Below are 20,668 nucleotides of genomic sequence, written 5' to 3'. Positions count from 1 at the left end.
ATAGGGGACTATCGTGTTAATTCGCCTCGTAAATCCTGCTGCATTTGTTGGCGGATCTGTTCTGCATTTAATGGCTGACTTAATAAATAGTGAAGTTTCGTTAACGTGGCTTCAAGTGTCATATCATAACCACTAATCACTCCACTTGCGCGCAATGCATTGCCTGTTGCATACCCCTCCATATTTACTTTCCCTTTAAAGCACTGCGTACAATTAACGACGATTTGACCTCGTGCTGACGCGGCTTGCAAGACAGATAACAGCTCTGGACGCTGTGGTGCATTGCCAACGCCAAAGGATTTAATAATTAATGCTCTTACCGGATCTGCTAACATATTGCTGATGACATCGGTGGTAATGCCGGGATACAGCGTGACAACGCTAATGGGTTGCGGCGTTATCTCAGCAACGATGAGAGGAAGCGGCTGAGTGCTTTGATGGAGTTTGCCACTATTGAGATTGATATGAATGCCAGCCTCAAGCAGTGGCGGTAAATTGGGTGAGGCAAAGGCATTAAAGCCATCGGCATCAGCTTTGGTAGCACGATTGCCTCGGAACAGTTGATTATTAAAAAACAACGAAACTTCAGCAATGGGGTAATTTGCTGCCAGATATAGGGCATTTAATAGGTTAACCTGACCATCGGAACGTAATTGTGCTAAGGGGATCTGAGAGCCGGTAATGATCACCGGTTTTTCTAGATTCTCAAGCATAAATGACAGTGCTGAAGCGGTGTAAGCCATAGTATCTGTACCATGTAGCACCACAAAACCATCATAGTCCGAGTAGTTTGCTTGGATATCTTTCGCGATACCAAGCCAGTGTCCCGGTGTCATATCTGAGGAGTCAATAACGGGATGGTATTCATGAATATCAAATATCGGCATTTCTGGGCGATAAAACTCTGGCATGCGTTTTACCGTATCGGTTAAAAACCCTGGTACGGGAATAAAACCGCGGGTAGATTGCTGCATACCAATGGTACCGCCGGTGTAGGCAACATAGATTCGTTTTCTTTGCATAACATCCCCAAATTACTGCGTAAAAAAATGCCCGGTCATAGCCGGGCATTGTAATCAGATTTTGCGTGACTGTCAGTTAATCTGGCACGCTATGCAGTAGGAGTATACGCCATTAGGATCGTTAAACTGATTCATCATAATAAAATCTTGTTTAACCTGCTGCGTGAGCTGACGCAGCGCACGGTTTTGTGGTTGCTCAGACACTTCAGGTAACCAACCGCGCGCTTTTGCACTGCCAAAAATATCGGCAATCATTTGTTCGGTTGGGCTCAGTTCATGTTGCACAACAGTAACATCAAACTGGCTTAGTCCGGCTAACTCAGCGGCACGTGCAATAGCATCGTCAAAAGTGCCCAGTTTATCAACTAAACCAAGTTCCAATGCTTTACTGCCGGTCCATACGCGACCTTGCGCTACCTTATCAACATCGGCCAGAGCCATATTACGATGCTTACCAACCATTGTTAAAAACTCGGTATAACCGCGTTCAATCAGGAGCTGCATTAAATCTTTAGTGGGTTCAGTTAAACCTTTAAATACCGGTACACCGGCTGAAAAACCAGCTAATTCAGTTGTGCCTACGCCATCAACATTTAAGCCAACAGTTTGCATTACGTTCTCAAAAGTATGCAGTAAACCGAATATGCCGATAGAGCCGGTAATCGTACTCGGCGCAGCCCAAATTTCATTTGCTGGTGCGGCAATCCAATAGCCACCTGAGGCCGCGACAGCGCCCATTGACGCAATAACCGGTTTACCAGCTTCACGCAGTAAGGTAATTTCTTGGCCAATCACTTCTGAGGCGAAAGCGCTACCACCACCACTGTCAATACGCAGTACAACGGCTTTCACTTTGTCATCATTACGCGCACGGCGTAATAAAGCAGCAGTAGAGTCACCACCAATCGTGCCGGCTTTCGCGGTACCATCAACAATCATCCCACGTGCCACAATAACAGCGACTTTCTCAGACATCGGATTATCAAATTGTTTGGCCGGGATCACAGACTTAGCATAATCAGCAAAGGTGACATGATTATAAGTATGTTTATTATTCTTACCCACAACAGCAATTAAGCTACGACGGAACTCTTCACGTGTTTGGATCGCATCGACTAACTTGCTATTTACCGCGTATTGGCTTAAATCACCGTCGGCCGCTTTCACTTTTTCGTAGAGTGCCGTGAAGGTTTCGTCAAAGTTATCTACCGCAAAGTTACGACGCGCTGCCACTTGCTGTTTGTAATCGTCCCACAGGGCATTTAACCATTCGCCATTCGCCTCTTTGGCTTCTGCCGACATGTCATCACGGGTAAACGGCTCTACCGCAGACTTGTAGGTGCCCACACGGAATACATGGGTGCTAACTTTGAGTTTCTCCAAGGCACTTTTGTAGAACATGGGGTAGCTACCATAACCTTCTAGCAACACCGCGCCCATCGGTTCTAAGCTGATTTGATCGGCATAGCTGGCTAAAAAATATTGGTTTTGGGCAAAATAAGCACCATAAGCAAACACTTTTTTACCGCTGGCTTTAAAGGTTTCAATCGCTTTACCCACCGCTTGCAATTTATCAAGCGAGGCACCACCCATACCAGATAAATCCATTACCATGGCTTGAATGCGGTTATCTGTTGCCGCATGATTAATCACTTTAACGATGTCTGACACCAGGACTTCAGGTTGTTCTTGCTGGCCACCAACACTTTCGTTTAATGCAGCAGAAATGGGATCAACAAAACGTTTTTCTTCCACTAAATCGCCGCGTAAATTGAGATAGAGTGCAGAGGTGTCTGCAATCTCAACCTTGTCGCCACCGCTGAATACAGCGCTACCGATAAGGATCACGAAAAGAATGAAGATGATGTTAAGGACGGTAGCACGAAACCCTCTATACACGCTCCAAATGGCCCCAAACAAGCGCCGAATTAACCCTTTCTTTTTCTCTGTCATATAAACATCCTATTATTCAACTACGCGCAAAAAATTTTACTTATATGCATGCTAACGAATTTTACGATAAAGGCTAATCGGAATTTGTAAGAAAATGTATATTGCTTGCGTAAAAAGGGCAAAGCAGCTACATTCAACCTATTTAACAGGTAAGACCAGAGAGGATAGACGTGGCCTATCAACAATTATTACAACCACTGGACTTGGGGTTTACGCAATTAAAGAACCGCGTGATCATGGGTTCCATGCACACTGGGTTAGAAGAAGAAAAAAACGGCTTTACTAAGCTCGCCGCGTTTTATGCTGAACGGGCAAAAGGCGGTGTCGGGCTGATTATTACAGGGGGGATCAGCCCCAATTTTCGTGGTAATTTAGTGCCTTTTGGCAGTCAGTTAAGTTTTTGGTGGCAGGTTAATAAGCATCGGCAAATTACCGAAGCTGTGCATCAACATGGTGCGAAAATTTGTGTGCAGCTGTTGCATGCTGGTCGCTATGGCTATCACCCGTTTAATGTTGCGCCGAGTAACATTAAATCTCCTATTACGCCATTTAAGCCAGCTGCGCTTTCTGATAGGCAAATTCGCAGTACAATTAAAGATTTTGCCCATGCAGCGAGTTTGGCGAAAAAAGCGGGCTATGATGGCGTTGAAATCATGGGATCAGAAGGGTATCTAATTAATCAGTTTATTTGTCAGCGTACCAATCATCGTACGGATAGTTGGGGGGGGAGTTTTGAAAATCGTAGTCGATTTGCGCTAGAGACGGTAAAAGCGGTTCGTGAAAAATGTGGTAAGGACTTTATTATCATTTACCGGTTATCGATGCTAGATCTGGTAGAAGATTGCAATACCTTTGAGGAAGTAGTGGCTTTAGGGAAAGGTGTTGCTAAGTTAGGGGCTACGTTAATTAACACTGGCATTGGTTGGCATGAGGCTCGGATCCCGACGATTACCACGCGGGTGCCGCGCGCTGCATTTAGCTGGATCACTGAGCGGGTGCGCCAAGAACTATCAATACCGGTAATTGCGACTAATCGTATTAATGATCCTCAAGTCGCTGAAGATATTTTGGCCAATGGCCAGGCTGATCTTATTTGTATGGCGCGCCCATTCTTAGCTGATGCCGAGTTTGTTAATAAAGCGGCAGCCAATCAAGCGGATACCATAAATACCTGTATTGCCTGTAATCAAGCGTGTTTAGATCATGTTTTTTCGCAGAAGCGTGCCAGTTGCTTAGTGAATCCTCGGGCCTGTTATGAAACCGAGTTAAATTTTACTGCCGCGCCAACCCGAAAAAAACTTGCCGTGGTGGGGGCCGGACCGGCAGGCCTAGCATTTAGCGTATATGCTGCTGAGCGGGGCCATGAAGTGCATTTATTTGATAAATCACATCAAATTGGTGGTCAGTTTAACTACGCCAAACAAATACCAGGTAAAGAAGAGTTTCATGAAACGTTACGTTATTTTGGTCGTATGCTGGAGTTACATGCTATTAATCTTCATCTTAATAGCGAACAAACAGCAGAGAGCTTAGTGGCGGGTGGCTTTGATGAGATTATTTTAGCAACAGGCATCGTGCCAAGAGATATTGGTTTAGCCGGGCAAGATCATCCTAAAGTGTTAAGTTATCTAGATGTGTTGCGCGATCACAAAGCAGTAGGTAAACAGGTAGCCATAATTGGTGCCGGCGGTATTGGCTTTGATATGGCGGAGTTTTTAACCGAAGCCCATTCATTAACATTACAACCTGATGCCTGGCTGGCTGAGTGGGGAGTGGATAAAACCTATCAAGCACGGGGCGCTTTACTCGCTACGCAAGCGCCACAACCTGCACAGCGTAAGGTTTACTTGTTGCAGCGCAAAGCAAGCAAAGTGGGATCGGGTCTAGGCAAAACATCAGGTTGGGCTCATCGAGCGTCGTTACAGAAAAAAGGCGTTGAAATGTTAGGCGGCGTAAATTATCTGCGCGTGGATGATGATGGCTTGTGGATAAGTGTTAATGAACAAGAACGCTGTTTACCTGTAGATAATGTTGTTATCTGTGCGGGTCAGGTGCCATTACGCGCCTTACAACACGCATTACTGACGCAAGGACAAAAGGTGCATTTAATTGGTGGTGCTGATGTTGCAGCCGAGTTAGACGCCAAGCGCGCTATTAGACAAGGCGCTGAATTGGCGGCACAGATGTAATCTTTGTTTGCTGTTTAGTGTGTTTTACATAACGCGGCCGCTCCTAAAAAGAGCGGCCGCGTTATTTTATGGCATGCAACGCACTACTTTAAAGCAATATTTGATGCTATGGTATTAATAGGCGGCACAAAATGTTCGGGTGTTAAGCTGTTTTACCCCTTTTAATCCAGTCAACGTATAGGGATTTTGTGGTATTGGTTTTGCATTGTTGTTTTGCATAATTAAAGTACATTCAATTTTTTAATCAAAAAAAGCTACCCGTAGTGGCTATCGTAATAATTGGGGAGAGTGTATGTCTGGCGTGTTAACAATGATTCTGGCAGGCGGCGAAGGAACACGATTGTCACCTTTAACATCGCTTCGTGCGAAACCGGCTGTTCCGTTTGGTGGTAATTATCGCATAATTGATTTTGTACTAAATAATTTCGTTAACTCTGATTTACTTCAAATTTTTGTGATTACGCAGTTTAAATCACATTCTTTAATGAAGCATCTGAGTCGCGCTTGGCGTGTTGGTGGCGTAACTAATCGCTTTATTGATCCCATTCCAGCGCAAATGCAAACTGGTAAACATTGGTATTTGGGTACCGCTGATGCCATTTACCAAAATTTACATCTTATTGAAGGCTTAGATCCCGAGCATGTTTGTGTGTTCGGTGGCGATCACATTTATAAAATGGATGTGCGCCATATGTTAGATTTCCATCGTAACAATCAGGCAAAATTAACTGTTGCAGCGATCCCCGTGCCGGTTGAGCAAGCCCACGAATTTGGTATCATCGAAGTGGATGAAACCGGCAAAATGATTGGTTTCCAAGAGAAACCCAAAAGCAATCCAAAAACGATACCCGGTCAGCCAAATATGGTGCTAGCCTCGATGGGTAATTATATTTTTGAAGCAAATTGCTTAGTCGATGTGTTAAACGAAGATGCGAAACAAGCCGATTCAAAACACGATTTTGGGCATAATATTATCCCAACACTTTTCCCGCAGGGAGAGGTGTATGTTTATGATTTTTCAACGAATAAAATTCGTGGTGAATCAGAAAGCAGTGCCGGTTACTGGCGTGATGTGGGTACCATAGATTCGTACTATGAAGCCAACATGGATTTAATTTCTATTGATCCGCCGTTTGACGTATATAACCGGTATTGGCCATTACGCAGTTACAACCCACCGATGCCACCCGCTAAATTTGTGCACGATCAAACAAATCGTACCGGACAAGCTATTAGCTCTATGGTGGCTGCAGGCTGTATTGTCAGCGGTTCAATCGTCTATCAATCTATCTTAGGGTATAACGTGCATGTACACAGCCATAGTTATATCGAAAAATGTGTTTTGATGGGAAATAATGATATTGGTCGAGGTTGCCGTATCCGTAAAGCCATTATTGATAAAGACGTTAAGATTGCGCCGGGTACTGTGATCGGTGAAGACATTGAGGCTGATCGTAAACGCTTCCATATCTCTGCCGGTGGCGTTGTAGTGATCCCTAAAGGGGCAAAAGTGGGTTTTGATGACGAGTAAGGGCACTATTAGCCTTAAAGGATACAGCAGTGCGGATTTTGTTGTTATGTAGTGAGTTTGAAGGCTTAGTTAAAACGGGCGGCTTAGCAGATGCCTGTAAGGGTATTGCCAGCCATTTAGTTGCGGCGGGGCATCACGTTACCGTGTTATTGCCACGTTATAGTGCGTTATATAGCCGCCCTACAGGTGAATGGCAATCGGTTTTCTTTACCCTCGGCGGGCATGACTTTGGTTGTGCGGTGCGTCGATTAACCTATGCTGGGCTTGATATACGCGTGTTAGAACACGATGATTTTTTTCATCGTGAGCGGCCTTATGATGATGGCTACGCTGGCTACGCCGACAATCCATTACGATTTGGTTTTTTTTGTAAAGCCGCCTTGGAGTGGTGCCGCCACTATTTACCTGATGTCGATGTGATACATGGACATGATTGGCAAACTGCGGTATCTGCGGCGTATCTAAAACAACATTATGCGGCTGATCCGGTTTTAGCAAAGGTTCCTTTTGTGTTTACCGTTCATAATGGTGCATACCAGTTGACCTGTGATCACAGTTGGTTTGCTAGACTGGATTTAGCGCCACATAACGATCATTTTTTAAATATGCTGGAGCAAGGTATCCGTTATGCGGATAAAATTAGTACGGTAAGCCAGGGCTATCGTGATGAATTACTCAGCGAGCCAGCAGCAAACGGCTTAGCCATGCTATACCAACACCGTGCTGCAGATTTTGTCGGTATTTTAAATGGTTGCGATTATCAGCAATGGGATCCTGCAACTGATTTAGCGCTTGTACAGAATTATCATCAACAGGATCTGAGGGGTAAAGCGGCGTGTAAAGCCTATATACGTCATCGTTTTAACTTACCTGAGCAGGATGTGCCATTATTTGTTGCGGTAAGCCGTATCACTGGACAAAAAGGCTATGATTATTTGATCCCGGCCTTACGCCACTGGTTGATGCAAAGCCCTGCTCAGGTTTTCATGGTTGGCAGTGGTGAATTACACTACTGCCGACAGCTATACCAATTGCAAGAGGATTACCCAACAAAGTTTCGTTTTTTTGAAGGGTTTGATGAATCATTAGCGCACCAAGCGGAAGCCGCTGGCGATTTTTTCTTAATGCCTTCTCTGTTTGAGCCGTGCGGCTTAAATCAGTTATACAGTTTAAAATATGGCACGGTCCCGCTGGTGAGATTAACGGGAGGCTTACGTGATACGGTGATCCCTTGGCCAGCTGCAGAGGCAACAGGTATTGGTTTTCACGAGGTAAGTGTTGATGCATTACTTATCGCCTTACAACAGGCTGAGCAGTTATACTGGCACGGTGAAGCGTATCAAGCTGTTCAGCAACGCGGGATGCAACAAAGTTTTAGTTGGGCTCAAGCTGTAACCGAGTACCTACGCTTGTATCAACAGGCGTTAAACTAGGCAGCTTGTTGAGTAAGTATGCAATTGAGTCTGCTTAAAAAAAATTGCCGTGAGTCACGCGTGATTTTTTGATAGCCTGCGCAAAAATGATATTGATAGGTTGAATATATGGATGCATTAACGCTACTAACTACCCGCTATTCTTCGCCGCGTTTAACAGAACCTGCGCCAGGTGGTGAAGCGTTGGAACTGATTAAACGTGCTGCTTTACAGGTGCCAGATCATGGTGCCTTGCGCCCTTGGCGGTTTGTTATTGCCGAAGGACGCGAAGCGTTAAGCCGTTTAGGTGATATTTTTGCGGAAGCAGCTATCGAAGAAGATCCGAGCATCTCGGTAGAATTACATGAACGCGCTAGGCAGCTACCGCTGCGCGCGCCTATGGTTATTACGTGTATTGCTAAAGTAACCGAGCATCCTAAAGTGCCCATTGCAGAGCAAGTTCAGTCGGCAGCTTGTGCGGTAATGGCCATGCAGCAGATGGCCTTTGCCTTGGGGTTTGGTGGCGTATGGCGAACCGGAGCCTATGCACAACAAGACTATGTTAAACAGGCATTTAATTTAGCCGCTGATGACGAAATCGTTGGTTTTCTATACCTTGGGACCAGCAGCAGTACTCCTTCGCAAAAAGCCGCATTAGATCCGAGTCTTTATTTTAGCCAGTTCTAAATGGCGTAATCACCGAAAAGTATTTAGTGTTAGTTAAGTGTTATAAACAGCAACCCCGCCAATGGCGGGGTTGCTGTTTAGGCTAAACTTGTCGACGCGTTAACGACTGCGTTTAGAATTCGGCATTACCCGGTGTACGTGGGAAGGCAATAACATCGCGTACGTTACCGACACCAGTAACATAAGAGACTAAACGTTCAAAGCCTAAACCAAAGCCAGAATGCGGCACTGTGCCGTAGCGGCGTAAATCACGGTACCAACCGTAATCTTCTTTGCTTAACCCCATTTCCTCTAACCGGCGATCAAAGTGCTCTAAACGCTCTTCACGCTGGCTACCACCAATAATTTCGCCGATGCCAGGAGCAAGTACATCCATCGCAGCAACAGTTTTACCATCATCGTTTAAACGCATATAAAAGGCTTTTATGTCTTTCGGGTAGTTTTGCATAATAATTGGACCACCAATATGCTCTTCTGCCAGATAGCGTTCATGTTCAGATTGTAAATCTACGCCCCATTCCACAGGGTATTCAAATTTTTTGCCACAGGTTTTTAGAATTTGAATGGCATCGGTGTAATCCATCCGAACAAAGCTGGAATTAACGACCTGCTCCAGTCGCTCAATGGCTTTAGGATCGATGCGCTCGGCAAAAAAGGCCATATCATCGGCACGTTCAGTTAATACCGCTTTTAGCACGTACTTTAATAAGTCTTCTGCCAGTTGTGCGACATCTTTTAATTCAGCAAATGCGACTTCCGGCTCTATCATCCAAAACTCTGCTAAGTGGCGGCTCGTGTTGGAGTTTTCAGCACGGAAGGTCGGGCCAAAGGTATAAATTTTTGACATGGCACAGGCGTATGTTTCGCCGTTAAGCTGGCCTGACACCGTAAGATAGGTTTCTTTACCAAAAAAATCTTGGCTAAAATCAATAGCGCCTTTGTCATCACGTGGCAGATTATGCAAATCTAGGGTGCTAACCCGGAACATTTCGCCGGCCCCTTCTGTATCTGAGCCGGTGATAATGGGGGTGCTGATCCAGTAATAGCCTTGCTCATGGAAGAAACGGTGGATAGCTTGCGCTAAACAATGACGGACACGGGTTACTGCACCCATAATATTGGTGCGAGCACGTAAATGCGCATGTTCACGTAAGTATTCCATGCTATGGCGTTTTGGTGCCATAGGATAGGTATCCGGATTTTCAACCCAGCCAATAACAGCAACATGATCGGCTTGAATTTCAAATGCTTGACCTTGACCTTCAGAGCGCGCAATAACACCTGACACAATGACCGAGCAGGAGGTTGTTAACCGCTTAATCTCGCTGTCATAATTACTTAATTCTGCAGGTGCCACGGCTTGAATAGCATCAAAACAGCTACCATCATGTACAGCTAAAAACGAAATTCCGGCTTTGGAGTCACGGCGGGTGCGGATCCAACCTTTAACGGTGACTTTCTCGCCAATCGCATAGCGACCAGCTAATACATCTTTTATCACGGCATGCGTCATGCAAACAACTCCCGAGAGTGCAATGGGGCGAGGGAAGCCCTCTGATTCTAAAAGCAGTAATGATACTTTGCCAGTGGCTGAACACAAGCAAAAAATGGTGTCGTGCTTGAAAAAAGCCGCCCTGATGGCGAGGGATGGCTTAAGGGCTCTGTGCCAGTTGCACCGTAACGGTTTCCAAGGTCGGAAGATACACTAAGGTCCTAAAATCGTCGCGCACGATAACACTGTTATCAGCACGCCAATGTCGACTATGTTGCCGGTGGGCATCGATAACATAGGCTTGTAAATTATGGCTCAGTATTAACCGTTTACCATCGGCTAAAATGTTGATTACACTGAGCCTGTAACCGTTATTCGGTTCAATGTCACCGCTTTTATGTTTGGCCGTAAATTGAAAGCCATTGAGGTACAGTGTGTTATTGCCCGTGGTCAGGTTTTTGCCAGTGATCAGTACAGTATTACCAGCGAAGCCTAGTTGGGTGATGTTGGTCTGCCAGGTGCTGCCGTCAGCCAATGTTAAGACATTACGCTGTAAGGATGTCAGCTCAGACAGCAAAAATTGGATGGGTTCACCCAATGCGGCTGGGGGAGATGCTGGTGCTACTTCAGCCAGAGGATTATTAAGAGCTGCCGTCAGGGAGGGGGCAGTATCTTGAGCCAAGGCATTAAAACTAGCAATTAGCCCCAAGCAAACCGCTACTATGGGGTAGCGGTATACTCGCGCCATAGGCAAGGTGAGGCTAATGCTACTGTGCGTGACATTGGGCTTAAACCATAACCCAGCGCAAAGCTTAGACCAGAGTTTAAGCCATTGTGCGCTCAGGTATAGCATGCCAGTATTACTCCTTACGCCTCGGTAGCCTGATACAAGGTTTTAATCCAGCGCTCTTCAGTAATAAAATTCCAGTGCCAAGCTTGCCACTGTGTTCCTAATCCTTTATCAATGATTTGCTGCTCGCTTAATCCTTGAGCGCGCATTTGTTGCACCAGCGCCAAGGTTTGCTCTAACATGGCTAGCTCTGCAGCTAAACCAGCTTTATTCGTTAGTTCGCCATGGCCTGGGATCACCTTAGTATTGTCATCAATCCGCGATAATACATAACGGGTGTTTTCAATGTACTGCTGTACGTTGCCGCCATTGTTGGTGTCAATAAACGGGAAGCGTCCTTGAAAAAGTAAATCGCCCATATGCACAATATTTTGCTCTGGAAACCACACTAATAAATCACCATCGGTATGACTTGCCGGCATCGGTTCAAGCACTAATTCAATTAAACCGTGCTGTAATGGGGTAGTTTGCTCGATATTTGTTTTAGGCAAGCCGGCTTTATCAAAATTAGCATTACTCATTAACCTTGGGCGCACATTTTTATGTGCAACAATATTCGCGTTAGCGGCCAAGGCAGCATTACCGCCAACATGATCCCCATGCATATGTGTATTGATTAAGGTGGTTAAGGGGGCTGGACTCAATGTTGTTAACGTTGCGCGAATTTTATCGGCAAGTTCAGCGTACTGACTATCAATCAGCAATACCCCTTCAGGGTTAGCAACTGCAGCCATGTTGCCACCAGAACCCGTTAGCATAAAGATATTATCAGATAGGGGCGTCGCGGTTATTTCGATATCTTTGAAGCGATCGGCATAGGCAAATTGACTGCCGAGTAATAACGCAGTGGCACTGAGTAATGTCATTAATGAACGGGTCGCGCGCATGGTAATGTTCCTTGTTTGTTATAGTATTGTTTTAGCTTAGCAGCATTACGTAGCAGCACCTATTCTGGTTTAATCTTCGTTAGGCACTCACTTGAACCATCGCTTGAGTAAGTTGTGAAAGCTCTTTTGCACTTATTGTAAATGGCGGCATGATATAAATCAGATTGTTAAAGGGGCGGATCCACACACCTTGCGCTACAAAAGCGGCTTGCAGCGCAGCTACATTAACAGGTTCTTGCATTTCTAACACGCCAATCGCCCCTAATACTCGAACGTCTTTAACTTTAGCAAACTGCTTACAAGGTGCAAGTTCCCGTTTAAGTTGTTGTTCGATATTTGCAACCTGTTGCTGCCACGCGCCTGTCGCAATTAAGCCTAAACTGGCCAGCGCCACTGCACATGCTAGCGGATTCGCCATAAAGGTTGGGCCATGCATTAAGCCTCCCGCTGCACTCTGGCTGATGCCTCGTGCCACCTCATCCGTGCATAAGGTCGCGGCAAGCGTTAAATAGCCACCACTGAGGGCTTTGCCCAAACACATGATATCAGGTGCGATGTTGGCGTGCTCGCAGGCAAACAATTTACCTGTACGACCAAAACCCGTCGCAATTTCATCGGCAATTAACAAAATACCATATTTATCGCAAAGCGCGCGTACTGCCGATAAGTAATGCGGGTGATAAAAGCGCATACCCCCATAGCCTTGTACAATAGGTTCTAGTATCAGTGCGGCAATATCCTGATGATGAGCCGACAATAATTGAGCCAGTGGTTCAACAGATCTAGGCGTAAAGGGTGAATCAAAAGGGCAATCGGGCGCAGGTAAAAAAAAGTGTTGTGGCAGTAACTCTTTAAACATGCCGTGCATGCTGTCGATAGGATCGCATACTGCCATCGCTGCAAATGTATCACCGTGATAGCCTTTACGAAGACTGATCAATTTTGTTTTTTGCGGGTTAATTGCTTGCCAATATTGCAAGGCCATTTTGATTGCTACTTCTACAGCAATAGAGCCGCTGTCGGCAAAAAAAACTTTAGTTAGCGTCGAGGGGACCATTTGCAGCAGTTGTTTTGCCAATTGAATGGCCGGTTCATGGGTGATACCCCCAAACATAACATGTGCCATCTGCGAAAGTTGCGTGGTCAACGCCGCATTTAACACGGGGTGATTATAGCCATGCACTGCAGACCACCATGAGGCCGTGCCATCAACTAAACGTCGCCCATCTTCGAGCACTAATTCACACCCTGCGGCGGCAACAATAGGGTATACCGGCAAGGGCGTTAACATGGAGGTATAAGGATGCCAAATATGTTCGCGATCAAAAGCGAGATCAATACTCATAAAAGCTCACCAAAAAGCAGCTGATTTGCGCAATAAATAACCATTGGTAAAGTTTTGCGGGTGGTCAGCGTTGACAACTAAAAGCATGGCGCTAGACTAGCGGAAAAAGACCATGATCTCAAACGGCTGTAGCACAAACCAATACACTATTTTGCGTGTGTGCTACTTTGCGTATGTGCTACGCCAAGCCGGGATTGATACCCAAAGCTTGCTGGTTTGATTGGTCATACATTAACGAACCACTACAGGGATTTCTATGCAGGCTTCTTCCAACGTAAGCGCTTCTTCTCATACGCCTACTGCAGCGATTGCTGCGGTACGTCATAACTGGACGTTGGCGCAAGTTAATGCGCTTTTTGCGTTGCCCTTTAACGATTTGCTATTTCAAGCGCAGACCGTACACCGGCAACATTTTCGCCCGAACGAAGTACAAATTAGCACCTTACTGTCGATAAAAACGGGCGCCTGTGCTGAAGATTGCAAATATTGCCCCCAAAGCGGTCATTACAATACGGGGCTAGAGCGTGAGCGTTTGCTAGAAGTCGAAAAAGTATTAACCCAAGCAAAAGCAGCGAAAGAAAAAGGGGCGAGTCGGTTTTGTATGGGGGCGGCTTGGAGCAATCCCAAACAACGTGATATGCCCTATATCATCGAAATGGTTCGTGGTGTAAAAGCCATGGGGTTGGAAACCTGTATGACACTGGGCATGTTAGAGCCAGAACAAGCTAAAAGTTTAGCCAGCGCGGGATTAGATTATTACAATCACAATTTGGACACCTCGCCAGAGTTTTATGGTGAAATTATCACAACGCGTACTTATCAGGATCGGTTGGACACCTTAAGCCATGTGCGTGAGGCGGGAATGAAAGTCTGCTGTGGGGGCATTGTCGGCATGGGCGAAAGCGCAAATGATCGCTCAGCCTTGTTAATGCAGTTGGCAAATTTGCCGGAGCATCCGCAAAGCGTGCCAATAAACATGTTAGTAAAAGTAAAAGGGACGCCGCTAGAAAATGTGGACGATCTTGATGCTTTTGAGTTTATTCGCACCATTGCCGTGGCACGAATTATGTTACCAGAAAGTCACGTGCGTTTATCTGCTGGCCGCTCTCGGATGAATGAGCAAATGCAGGCGTTGTGTTTTTTTGCGGGTGCTAACTCGATTTTTTATGGTGATAAGTTACTAACCACTGAAAATCCTGAAGCCGATGCCGATCAGCTTTTATTTAAAAAGTTAGGGATTAATCCCGAGCAACGGCATGACGTTTCAGACGAAGCACATGAAATGGCGTTGGCTGAGGCCATTAAAGATCAGCATACCGCGCCGTTATATCATGCTGCAGGTTAATTGATGTATCTGTCGCGTTTGCAACACGCGCTCGTTGCCCGGCAACACGCTGGGCTTTTTCGGCAAAGCCATACAATCACGCAGTATCAGGGGCGACATATCACGGTAAATGATCGTCGGTACCTTAATTTTTCTGCGAATGATTATTTGGGGTTAGCGCAAGATCCGATGATTCAAATGGCACTGGCCGAAGGGGCACAGCGTTTTGGCGTTGGCAGTACCGGCTCCCCGCTCGTGACAGGTTACCATGATGCACATCAGCGTTTATCGGAGCAAATAGCAGACTGGCTTGGATTTGAGCGTGTGTTGTTGTTTAGCTCAGGGTTTGCCGCCAACCTTACTATGCTACAAACCTTGGCAGCTGATAATGATTTTTTGTTGTTAGATAAGCTCAGCCATGCGTCATTAATTGATGCAGCTCGCCAACATAAAGGGCGTTTTAAACGCTTCACACATAACGATTTAGCCGCGTTAGCACGACTTCTGCCTGAACTACCGACAGATGATTGCCACAGCCTGGTGGTAACAGAGGGGGTATTTAGTATGGATGGCGACAGTCCTGATTTACTCGGTATGTCTGCGTTATGTCAAGCGCGACAAGCGGCCTTATTATTAGACGATGCCCACGGCTTGGGCGTATTGGGTGAACAGGGACGAGGCAGTTGGTTTGCGCAAGGTTTAGCGGCACCAGATATCTATTGTTACATGGCAAACTTTGGTAAAGCTCTGGGTGTTGGTGGCGCCTTTTTAGCGGCGAGTAAAACGGTGATCGAATATATTGAGCAATTTGGCCGGCATTATATTTACAGCACCGCCTTATCGCCCGCATTGTGTGCCGCTGTTAGCAAAAGTATCGAACTGGTAAAACGCGATCAGTGGCGTCGAGATAAACTGGCCGATAATATTGGACATTTTTCGCGCTTAGCAACAGCAGCGGGCATTCCTTGCTTAACGTCAACAAGCGCAATTCAAGCCGTTATGTTAGGCGATAGCGATCGGGCGATGGCAGTTAGTCAACGATTGCGCGACGAGGGGATCTGGTTAACGGCCATTCGACCGCCAACGGTTCCCCCGGACAGTGCTAGGTTACGCGTAACCTTGAGTGCTTCGCATGAACCTCAAGATATTAAAAACTTAATCAATACGTTAGAGCAGATTTTGTTATGTTAGCCAAACACTTGGGGCCTATAAGTTCGCCGTTTACCTCAGCCTTGGCCACGTACGATGAACCGGGTTCTGGCACATCTATTGCGCAATGTTTTGGTAAAGCCGCAAGTACTTATGTCGGTGCAGCCCGTCTACAACGGCAAGTGGCTTATGCTGCATTAACAACATTATTGCAGACTAAGGCCTCTACTCAGTCTATGAATGTGACGTTGCCTGAGCAACACATATCCACTGCGTTATCGCCTGCGATACTCGGGGATGTCGTCGATTTAGGCTGTGGTCCAGGCTGGTTGCATGCTGAATTATTACCTCTTTCACAGCAACTTACCGCTATCGATCTGAGTGTTGCTATGCTGCTGCAGGCGGCTGAGCAAGGATTGGCAATTCACTATGTCCAGGCCGACGCCGCGGCATTACCGCTACCAAGCCAGAGTGTTGATAGCGTTTTTTCTAGTTTAATGCTGCAATGGTGTCCAGCTCCCGCGCGCGTGTTGTCTGAAGTATGTAGAATACTCAAACCGGGTGGACGGGCGGTGATGACTACGTTAATTGCCGGTACCTTAGCCGAATTAGCACAGGCTTTTACCGCGGTTGATGATAAGCCGCATATTCACGCTTTTTTACAACTAAGCGACTTACAAACAGCCATTATGCAAACTGAGCAATTGCATGGTGTGACATGGCATCTGCAGACACAGTGTTATTCGCTACCTTATACAGACATTTTTGCGTTGGCCAGAGAATTAAAAGCGCTGGGGGCGAATCATTTAGCACAGCGAGCACAACGGGGTTTAACAGGGAAAGGGTATTGGCAAAAGGTGGCCTCTGCCTATCCCAAAACGGATGCAACAGGCACACTGCAGGCAAGTTATCAGGTCGTTCAATTAGTGGCCTGTAAACAAGATTAAGTGTTAACAAGATTAAGTGTTAACAAAGTTAAGTCTTAACCTTTGCTTAGGGAAGTAGGATGACACACGCATTTTTTGTGACGGGCACGGATACCGATGCCGGTAAAACCTATGTCAGCACGTTAATTCTGCAAGGTGCTGCCGAATTAGGGATCACCGCTATAGGCGCCAAGCCTATTGCTGCGGGGGCTGAATTAAGTGCCGCCGGAACCCTTGAAAACAGTGACGCGTTACTGCTGCAGCAGCATTCTGGTATCGCGTTACCTTATGTGGCGTTAAATCCTATCTGTTTAGCTAAACCGGCCGCACCGCATTTGGTGGCGGCAGAGCTTGGACTAAGTCTTGATGAACAGATATTGAGCTCGCAGCTTGCCGCACTTAGGCAGTATCAGGCGCAGCTTCTGTTGCTCGAAGGTGCTGGGGGATGGTTATTGCCATTAAGTGCAGAGCGCTATTTGGCGGACTGGGTTGCTGATCAGCAATTGCCGGTGCTCTTAGTCGTGGGCGTAAAGCTAGGCTGCTTGAATCATGCCATGCTGAGTGTGCAAGAAATTGCGCGCCGCGGTTGTCGTTTAGTCGGTTGGATTGCCAATATCACCGCGCCAGAAATGCTGTTTTTATCCGAAAACCTCGCGGATTTACAGCGGCGTATTTCGGCACCGCTACTTGGTACGGTGCCCTATCAACCCGATGAAGCGTTGCGCCACTCGTTGGCTGTAAGCTTAGCAACCGCGGTGCAACAGGCTTTAATCGATTCATCACGTAGCTAGCCAACCAACAGACTGCTTGGCCTCACGGTGAGGTAAGCAATGCCTGATAATCCTGTGGCAGTAAGGCGTTGCCGGTTAAGGGCGTTTTCTGACCGGCTAAAAACCAAAACGCGCCAGCAGCACCCAATACCGTGATCTGTTTATTAATATACTGTAATGCGGTGCCTTCAGGTAGGCCAATAATCGGCATTTGCGGCTGCAGTGTCATAAATTCAGCTAAGCGCATATCACGTGTTTCGCCATGAAAGTCGGCTGGCACAAAATCGGTATAATGTGGATTTAGTTGCAGATTAAGGCACTGCAGGGCACGAAATGACGGTGGTTCAATAATCGGCATATCATTGGTTGTACTGATACTGGCACCGGCAATGTTTGCCCCAGCGCTCCACCCAATGTAGGGTAATCCTGAGCAGACACGTTGACGTAATGTGGTCAACACGTCTAACTGATATAGCTTGTGCAATAAGGCAAAGGTGTTTCCACCGCCAACCATAACAGCTTGCGCTTCTGTGATAGCCGTTTTAGCACAGCTGAATTGGTGCAGGCCGTTTACCGTTAACGGCAAAGAGGCTAAGGCCTGCTGCACTTTGTTGACATAGCCATCATAATTGCCGCTCACATCGGCGTAGGGGATAAAGACTACGTTATTAATGCCCTGCAAGTGTTGCGCTATCCAGGCTAAGTTTGGTGCCATGTAAGCACTATTTTGGGCACGAGAACTACTGAGAAGTAACAGCTTCATGGAAAGAATCGCTTTGTGTTAATTGATCTTACTGTCTAGTGTACCGGAAACATGACACGTTTTCTTACAACTTTTCATCTGCCGTTAATGAAACTGCCAATTGATTTTATGGTCTTTGCCCATATAGTAAGGGTAGATAAATTTATGAGGTAAGCAGTATGAAACGTGTGTTGTTGTTTTTAGCCACCAATTTGGCTGTTATTGTGGTGTTAAGTATTGTCTTGAATGTGGTATTCAGCCTCTTTGGGATCAGTACCGACAGTATCGGTGGATTGCTTGTGTTTGCGGCCATCTTTGGCTTTGGTGGTTCGTTTATTTCATTGCTAATGTCTAAATGGATGGCTAAGCGCTCAACTGGGGCGGTGGTGATCACGCAGCCACGCAATGCAACTGAGCATTGGTTAATGAATACCGTGGCAAAGCAAGCCAAAGCTGCCGGTATTGGCATGCCCGAGGTTGCTGTATACGACTCACCAGAAATGAATGCGTTTGCCACAGGTGCCAATCGTAACAATGCATTAGTCGCCGTTTCGACCGGTTTAATGCGTAATATGAGTGAAGACGAAGTAGAAGCGGTGTTAGCGCACGAAGTATCGCACATTGCTAACGGTGATATGGTCACGCTAACCTTGATTCAAGGTGTAGTAAATACCTTTGTGATCTTCTTAGCGCGAGTGATTGCAGGAGCAATTCGTAACAATAATCAACAACTTGGGCAGTTTGCTTATTTTGGCATCGTGATAGCGTTAGAAATACTGTTTGGTATTTTAGCCAGTATTATTGTGATGTGGTTTTCACGGCAACGGGAATACCGTGCAGATGCGGGCGCGGCGCGTTTAGCGGGTGCCGGTAAAATGGTCAAAGCGCTTGAGCGTTTAAAGTATAATCATGAAAGCCGCTTAGAAGGCAGTATGATGGCTTTTGGTATTTCAGGCAAAAAAGCCAAGTCTGAGCTGTTTTTAAGCCATCCGCCATTAGAAAAACGCATTGCGGCACTGCAAAATCGCCGGGAATTTTAACAAGAAACGCCACAATACTTTGCTGAAGCAAAAAGGATATTGATGGCATATTTCTGGTGTTCTTCGCATTGCTAAATGGATTGCTAAGTGGATTGCTAAATTAGCTATTATTTCAAAAAGGTTACTTTCACAGTAACCTTTTTTATTCGCGTTGATGCTGTGGTATATTTTCTTGACGTTACGTTTTAGTTAAGGAGTCATTATGATCCCCGCACCTGTGATCGCGGCATTTCATCCGCCGCGCCGAACGCTACTTGGCCCAGGCCCCTCCGATGTATCCCCTCAAGTGTTAGCCGCGCAAAGTAAACCAATCATCGGCCATTTAGATCCGCTGTTTGTCGGCATGATGGACGAGGTAAAAGCGCTATTGCAATATGCTTTTCAAACCCGTAACGAGATGACCTTGGCCATATCTGCTCCCGGTTCTGCTGGCATGGAGGCGTGTTTTGTAAATTTGGTGGAGCCTGGTGAGAAGGTGATTGTGTGTCGCAACGGGGTCTTTGGTGATCGCATGCGTCAAAATGTGGAGCGTTGTGGTGGTATCGCTGTAACGGTTGATCATGCTTGGGGTGAGCCGGTTGATCCTGCTGCTGTTGCGGCAGCCCTAGCTGCCCACCCCGATGCGCGTTTTTTGGCATTTGTTCATGCCGAAACCTCTACAGGGGCGTTAAGCGATGCGAAAGCGTTGTGTGCCTTAGCGAAACAACACCAATGTTTAAGTATTGTTGATGCGGTTACCTCACTGGGTGGCGTGGAATTGCGGGTAGATGAATGGGGCATCGATGCGATTTATTCCGGTAGTCAAAAATGCCTTTCGTGTGTACCCGGCCTTGCGCCGGTGTCGTTCTCTGCTGCCGCGGTAGCAAAAATCAAGCAACGCAAAACGCCTGTACAAAGCTGGTTTTTAGATCAAAGCTTAGTGATGTCGTATTGGAGTGGTGGCGCGAAGCGGGCTTATCACCATACTGCACCGGTCAACGCCTTGTATGCCCTGCATGAAGCTTTGCGGATGTTAGCTAACGAAGGTTTAGAGCAGGCGTGGGCAAGGCATAAGGCGATGCACCTTTTACTGCGTAATGGATTGGACGCCCTAGGTGTGCAGTTTGTCGTTGCCGAGCCTTATCGTTTACCCCAACTTAATACTGTTTATATTCCGCCAGGCATTGATGATGTTGCAGTGCGTAGTCGCTTGCTACAGCAATATAATTTGGAAATTGGTGCGGGATTAGGTGATTTTGCGGGTAAAGCGTGGCGCATTGGTTTAATGGGTTACGGTGCACGGCAAGAAAATATCGCGCTTTGCTTACACGCACTGCAACAAGAATTGTCTGTCGTTATTTAAAGGCTAC

17 protein-coding genes are annotated in these 20,668 nt (G+C 46.4%); 10 read left to right on the top strand and 7 right to left on the bottom strand.

Annotation, left to right across the window (positions count from 1 at the left end):
* Positions 1-8: 8 nt before the first annotated feature.
* Entirely contained in the window at positions 9-1,022 is a 1,014-nt protein-coding gene (gene ansA, locus IE070_RS06555; protein WP_189481675.1) for an asparaginase, read from the bottom strand.
* A gap of 72 nt (positions 1,023-1,094) precedes the next feature.
* The gene (sppA, locus tag IE070_RS06550; RefSeq protein WP_189481673.1) at positions 1,095-2,975 is read right to left on the bottom strand and encodes a signal peptide peptidase SppA; all 1,881 of its coding nucleotides are present in this window, start codon (positions 2,973-2,975) and stop codon (positions 1,095-1,097) included.
* Positions 2,976-3,145: 170 nt separating this feature from the next.
* Between sppA and IE070_RS06545 the strand changes: the two genes are divergently transcribed.
* From IE070_RS06545 to IE070_RS06530, 4 genes are all read left to right on the top strand, one after another.
* A complete protein-coding gene (locus IE070_RS06545; RefSeq protein ID WP_189481671.1) occupies positions 3,146-5,164 on the top strand; it encodes an NADPH-dependent 2,4-dienoyl-CoA reductase in 2,019 nt (672 codons plus the stop codon).
* 292 nt (positions 5,165-5,456) lie between these two features.
* Positions 5,457-6,695 carry a glucose-1-phosphate adenylyltransferase gene (gene glgC / locus IE070_RS06540; RefSeq protein ID WP_189481670.1) on the top strand — a complete coding sequence of 413 codons (1,239 nt, stop codon included), beginning with the start codon at positions 5,457-5,459 and terminating at the stop codon, positions 6,693-6,695.
* Positions 6,696-6,724: 29 nt separating this feature from the next.
* Complete coding sequence (locus IE070_RS06535) at positions 6,725-8,128, top strand: glycogen synthase (RefSeq protein WP_189481668.1); 1,404 nt, start codon at positions 6,725-6,727, stop codon at positions 8,126-8,128.
* A gap of 108 nt (positions 8,129-8,236) precedes the next feature.
* The gene (locus IE070_RS06530) at positions 8,237-8,794 is read left to right on the top strand and encodes an NAD(P)H nitroreductase (protein ID WP_189481666.1); all 558 of its coding nucleotides are present in this window, start codon (positions 8,237-8,239) and stop codon (positions 8,792-8,794) included.
* Between the two features lie 112 nt (positions 8,795-8,906).
* Here IE070_RS06530 and asnS read toward each other — a convergent pair whose 3' ends face one another.
* From asnS to bioA, 4 genes are all read right to left on the bottom strand, one after another.
* A complete protein-coding gene (asnS, locus tag IE070_RS06525) occupies positions 8,907-10,307 on the bottom strand; it encodes an asparagine--tRNA ligase (protein ID WP_189481665.1) in 1,401 nt (466 codons plus the stop codon).
* Between the two features lie 139 nt (positions 10,308-10,446).
* A complete protein-coding gene (locus IE070_RS06520) occupies positions 10,447-11,139 on the bottom strand; it encodes a hypothetical protein (RefSeq protein ID WP_189481663.1) in 693 nt (230 codons plus the stop codon).
* A gap of 14 nt (positions 11,140-11,153) precedes the next feature.
* Positions 11,154-12,023 (bottom strand): MBL fold metallo-hydrolase, encoded by an 870-nt coding sequence (locus tag IE070_RS06515; RefSeq protein WP_189481661.1) that lies wholly within the window; start codon positions 12,021-12,023, stop codon positions 11,154-11,156.
* Positions 12,024-12,102: 79 nt separating this feature from the next.
* Positions 12,103-13,368, bottom strand: a complete 1,266-nt coding sequence (gene bioA / locus IE070_RS06510) for an adenosylmethionine--8-amino-7-oxononanoate transaminase (protein ID WP_189481659.1) — start codon at positions 13,366-13,368, stop codon at positions 12,103-12,105.
* Between the two features lie 256 nt (positions 13,369-13,624).
* Between bioA and bioB the strand changes: the two genes are divergently transcribed.
* From bioB to bioD, 4 genes are read left to right on the top strand one after another with little or no spacing between them, the layout of a single operon-like run.
* Complete coding sequence (gene bioB / locus IE070_RS06505; protein ID WP_189481657.1) at positions 13,625-14,713, top strand: biotin synthase BioB; 1,089 nt, start codon at positions 13,625-13,627, stop codon at positions 14,711-14,713.
* Between the two features lie 3 nt (positions 14,714-14,716).
* Positions 14,717-15,883 (top strand): aminotransferase class I/II-fold pyridoxal phosphate-dependent enzyme, encoded by a 1,167-nt coding sequence (locus IE070_RS06500; protein WP_189481655.1) that lies wholly within the window; start codon positions 14,717-14,719, stop codon positions 15,881-15,883.
* A complete protein-coding gene (locus IE070_RS06495; RefSeq protein ID WP_189481653.1) occupies positions 15,877-16,788 on the top strand; it encodes a methyltransferase domain-containing protein in 912 nt (303 codons plus the stop codon). Before IE070_RS06500 ends, IE070_RS06495 begins: the two co-directional genes overlap by 7 nt.
* A gap of 59 nt (positions 16,789-16,847) precedes the next feature.
* Positions 16,848-17,558: a dethiobiotin synthase gene (gene bioD / locus IE070_RS06490; protein ID WP_189481651.1), complete on the top strand. Its 711-nt coding sequence runs from the start codon at positions 16,848-16,850 to the stop codon at positions 17,556-17,558.
* A gap of 22 nt (positions 17,559-17,580) precedes the next feature.
* Here bioD and pepE read toward each other — a convergent pair whose 3' ends face one another.
* Complete coding sequence (gene pepE / locus IE070_RS06485) at positions 17,581-18,300, bottom strand: dipeptidase PepE (RefSeq protein ID WP_189481649.1); 720 nt, start codon at positions 18,298-18,300, stop codon at positions 17,581-17,583.
* 158 nt (positions 18,301-18,458) lie between these two features.
* Here pepE and htpX point away from each other — a divergent pair, with 158 nt between their 5' ends.
* A complete protein-coding gene (htpX, locus tag IE070_RS06480; protein WP_189481647.1) occupies positions 18,459-19,319 on the top strand; it encodes a protease HtpX in 861 nt (286 codons plus the stop codon).
* Positions 19,320-19,521: 202 nt separating this feature from the next.
* On the top strand, positions 19,522-20,661 hold the full coding sequence (locus IE070_RS06475) for a pyridoxal-phosphate-dependent aminotransferase family protein (RefSeq protein ID WP_189481645.1): 1,140 nt from the start codon (positions 19,522-19,524) through the stop codon (positions 20,659-20,661).
* Positions 20,662-20,668 lie beyond the last annotated feature (7 nt).

The organism is Alishewanella tabrizica (assembly GCF_014652375.1).
Lineage (GTDB): Bacteria > Pseudomonadota > Gammaproteobacteria > Enterobacterales > Alteromonadaceae > Alishewanella > Alishewanella tabrizica.
This window is presented reverse-complemented; position numbering and strand designations above follow the sequence as displayed.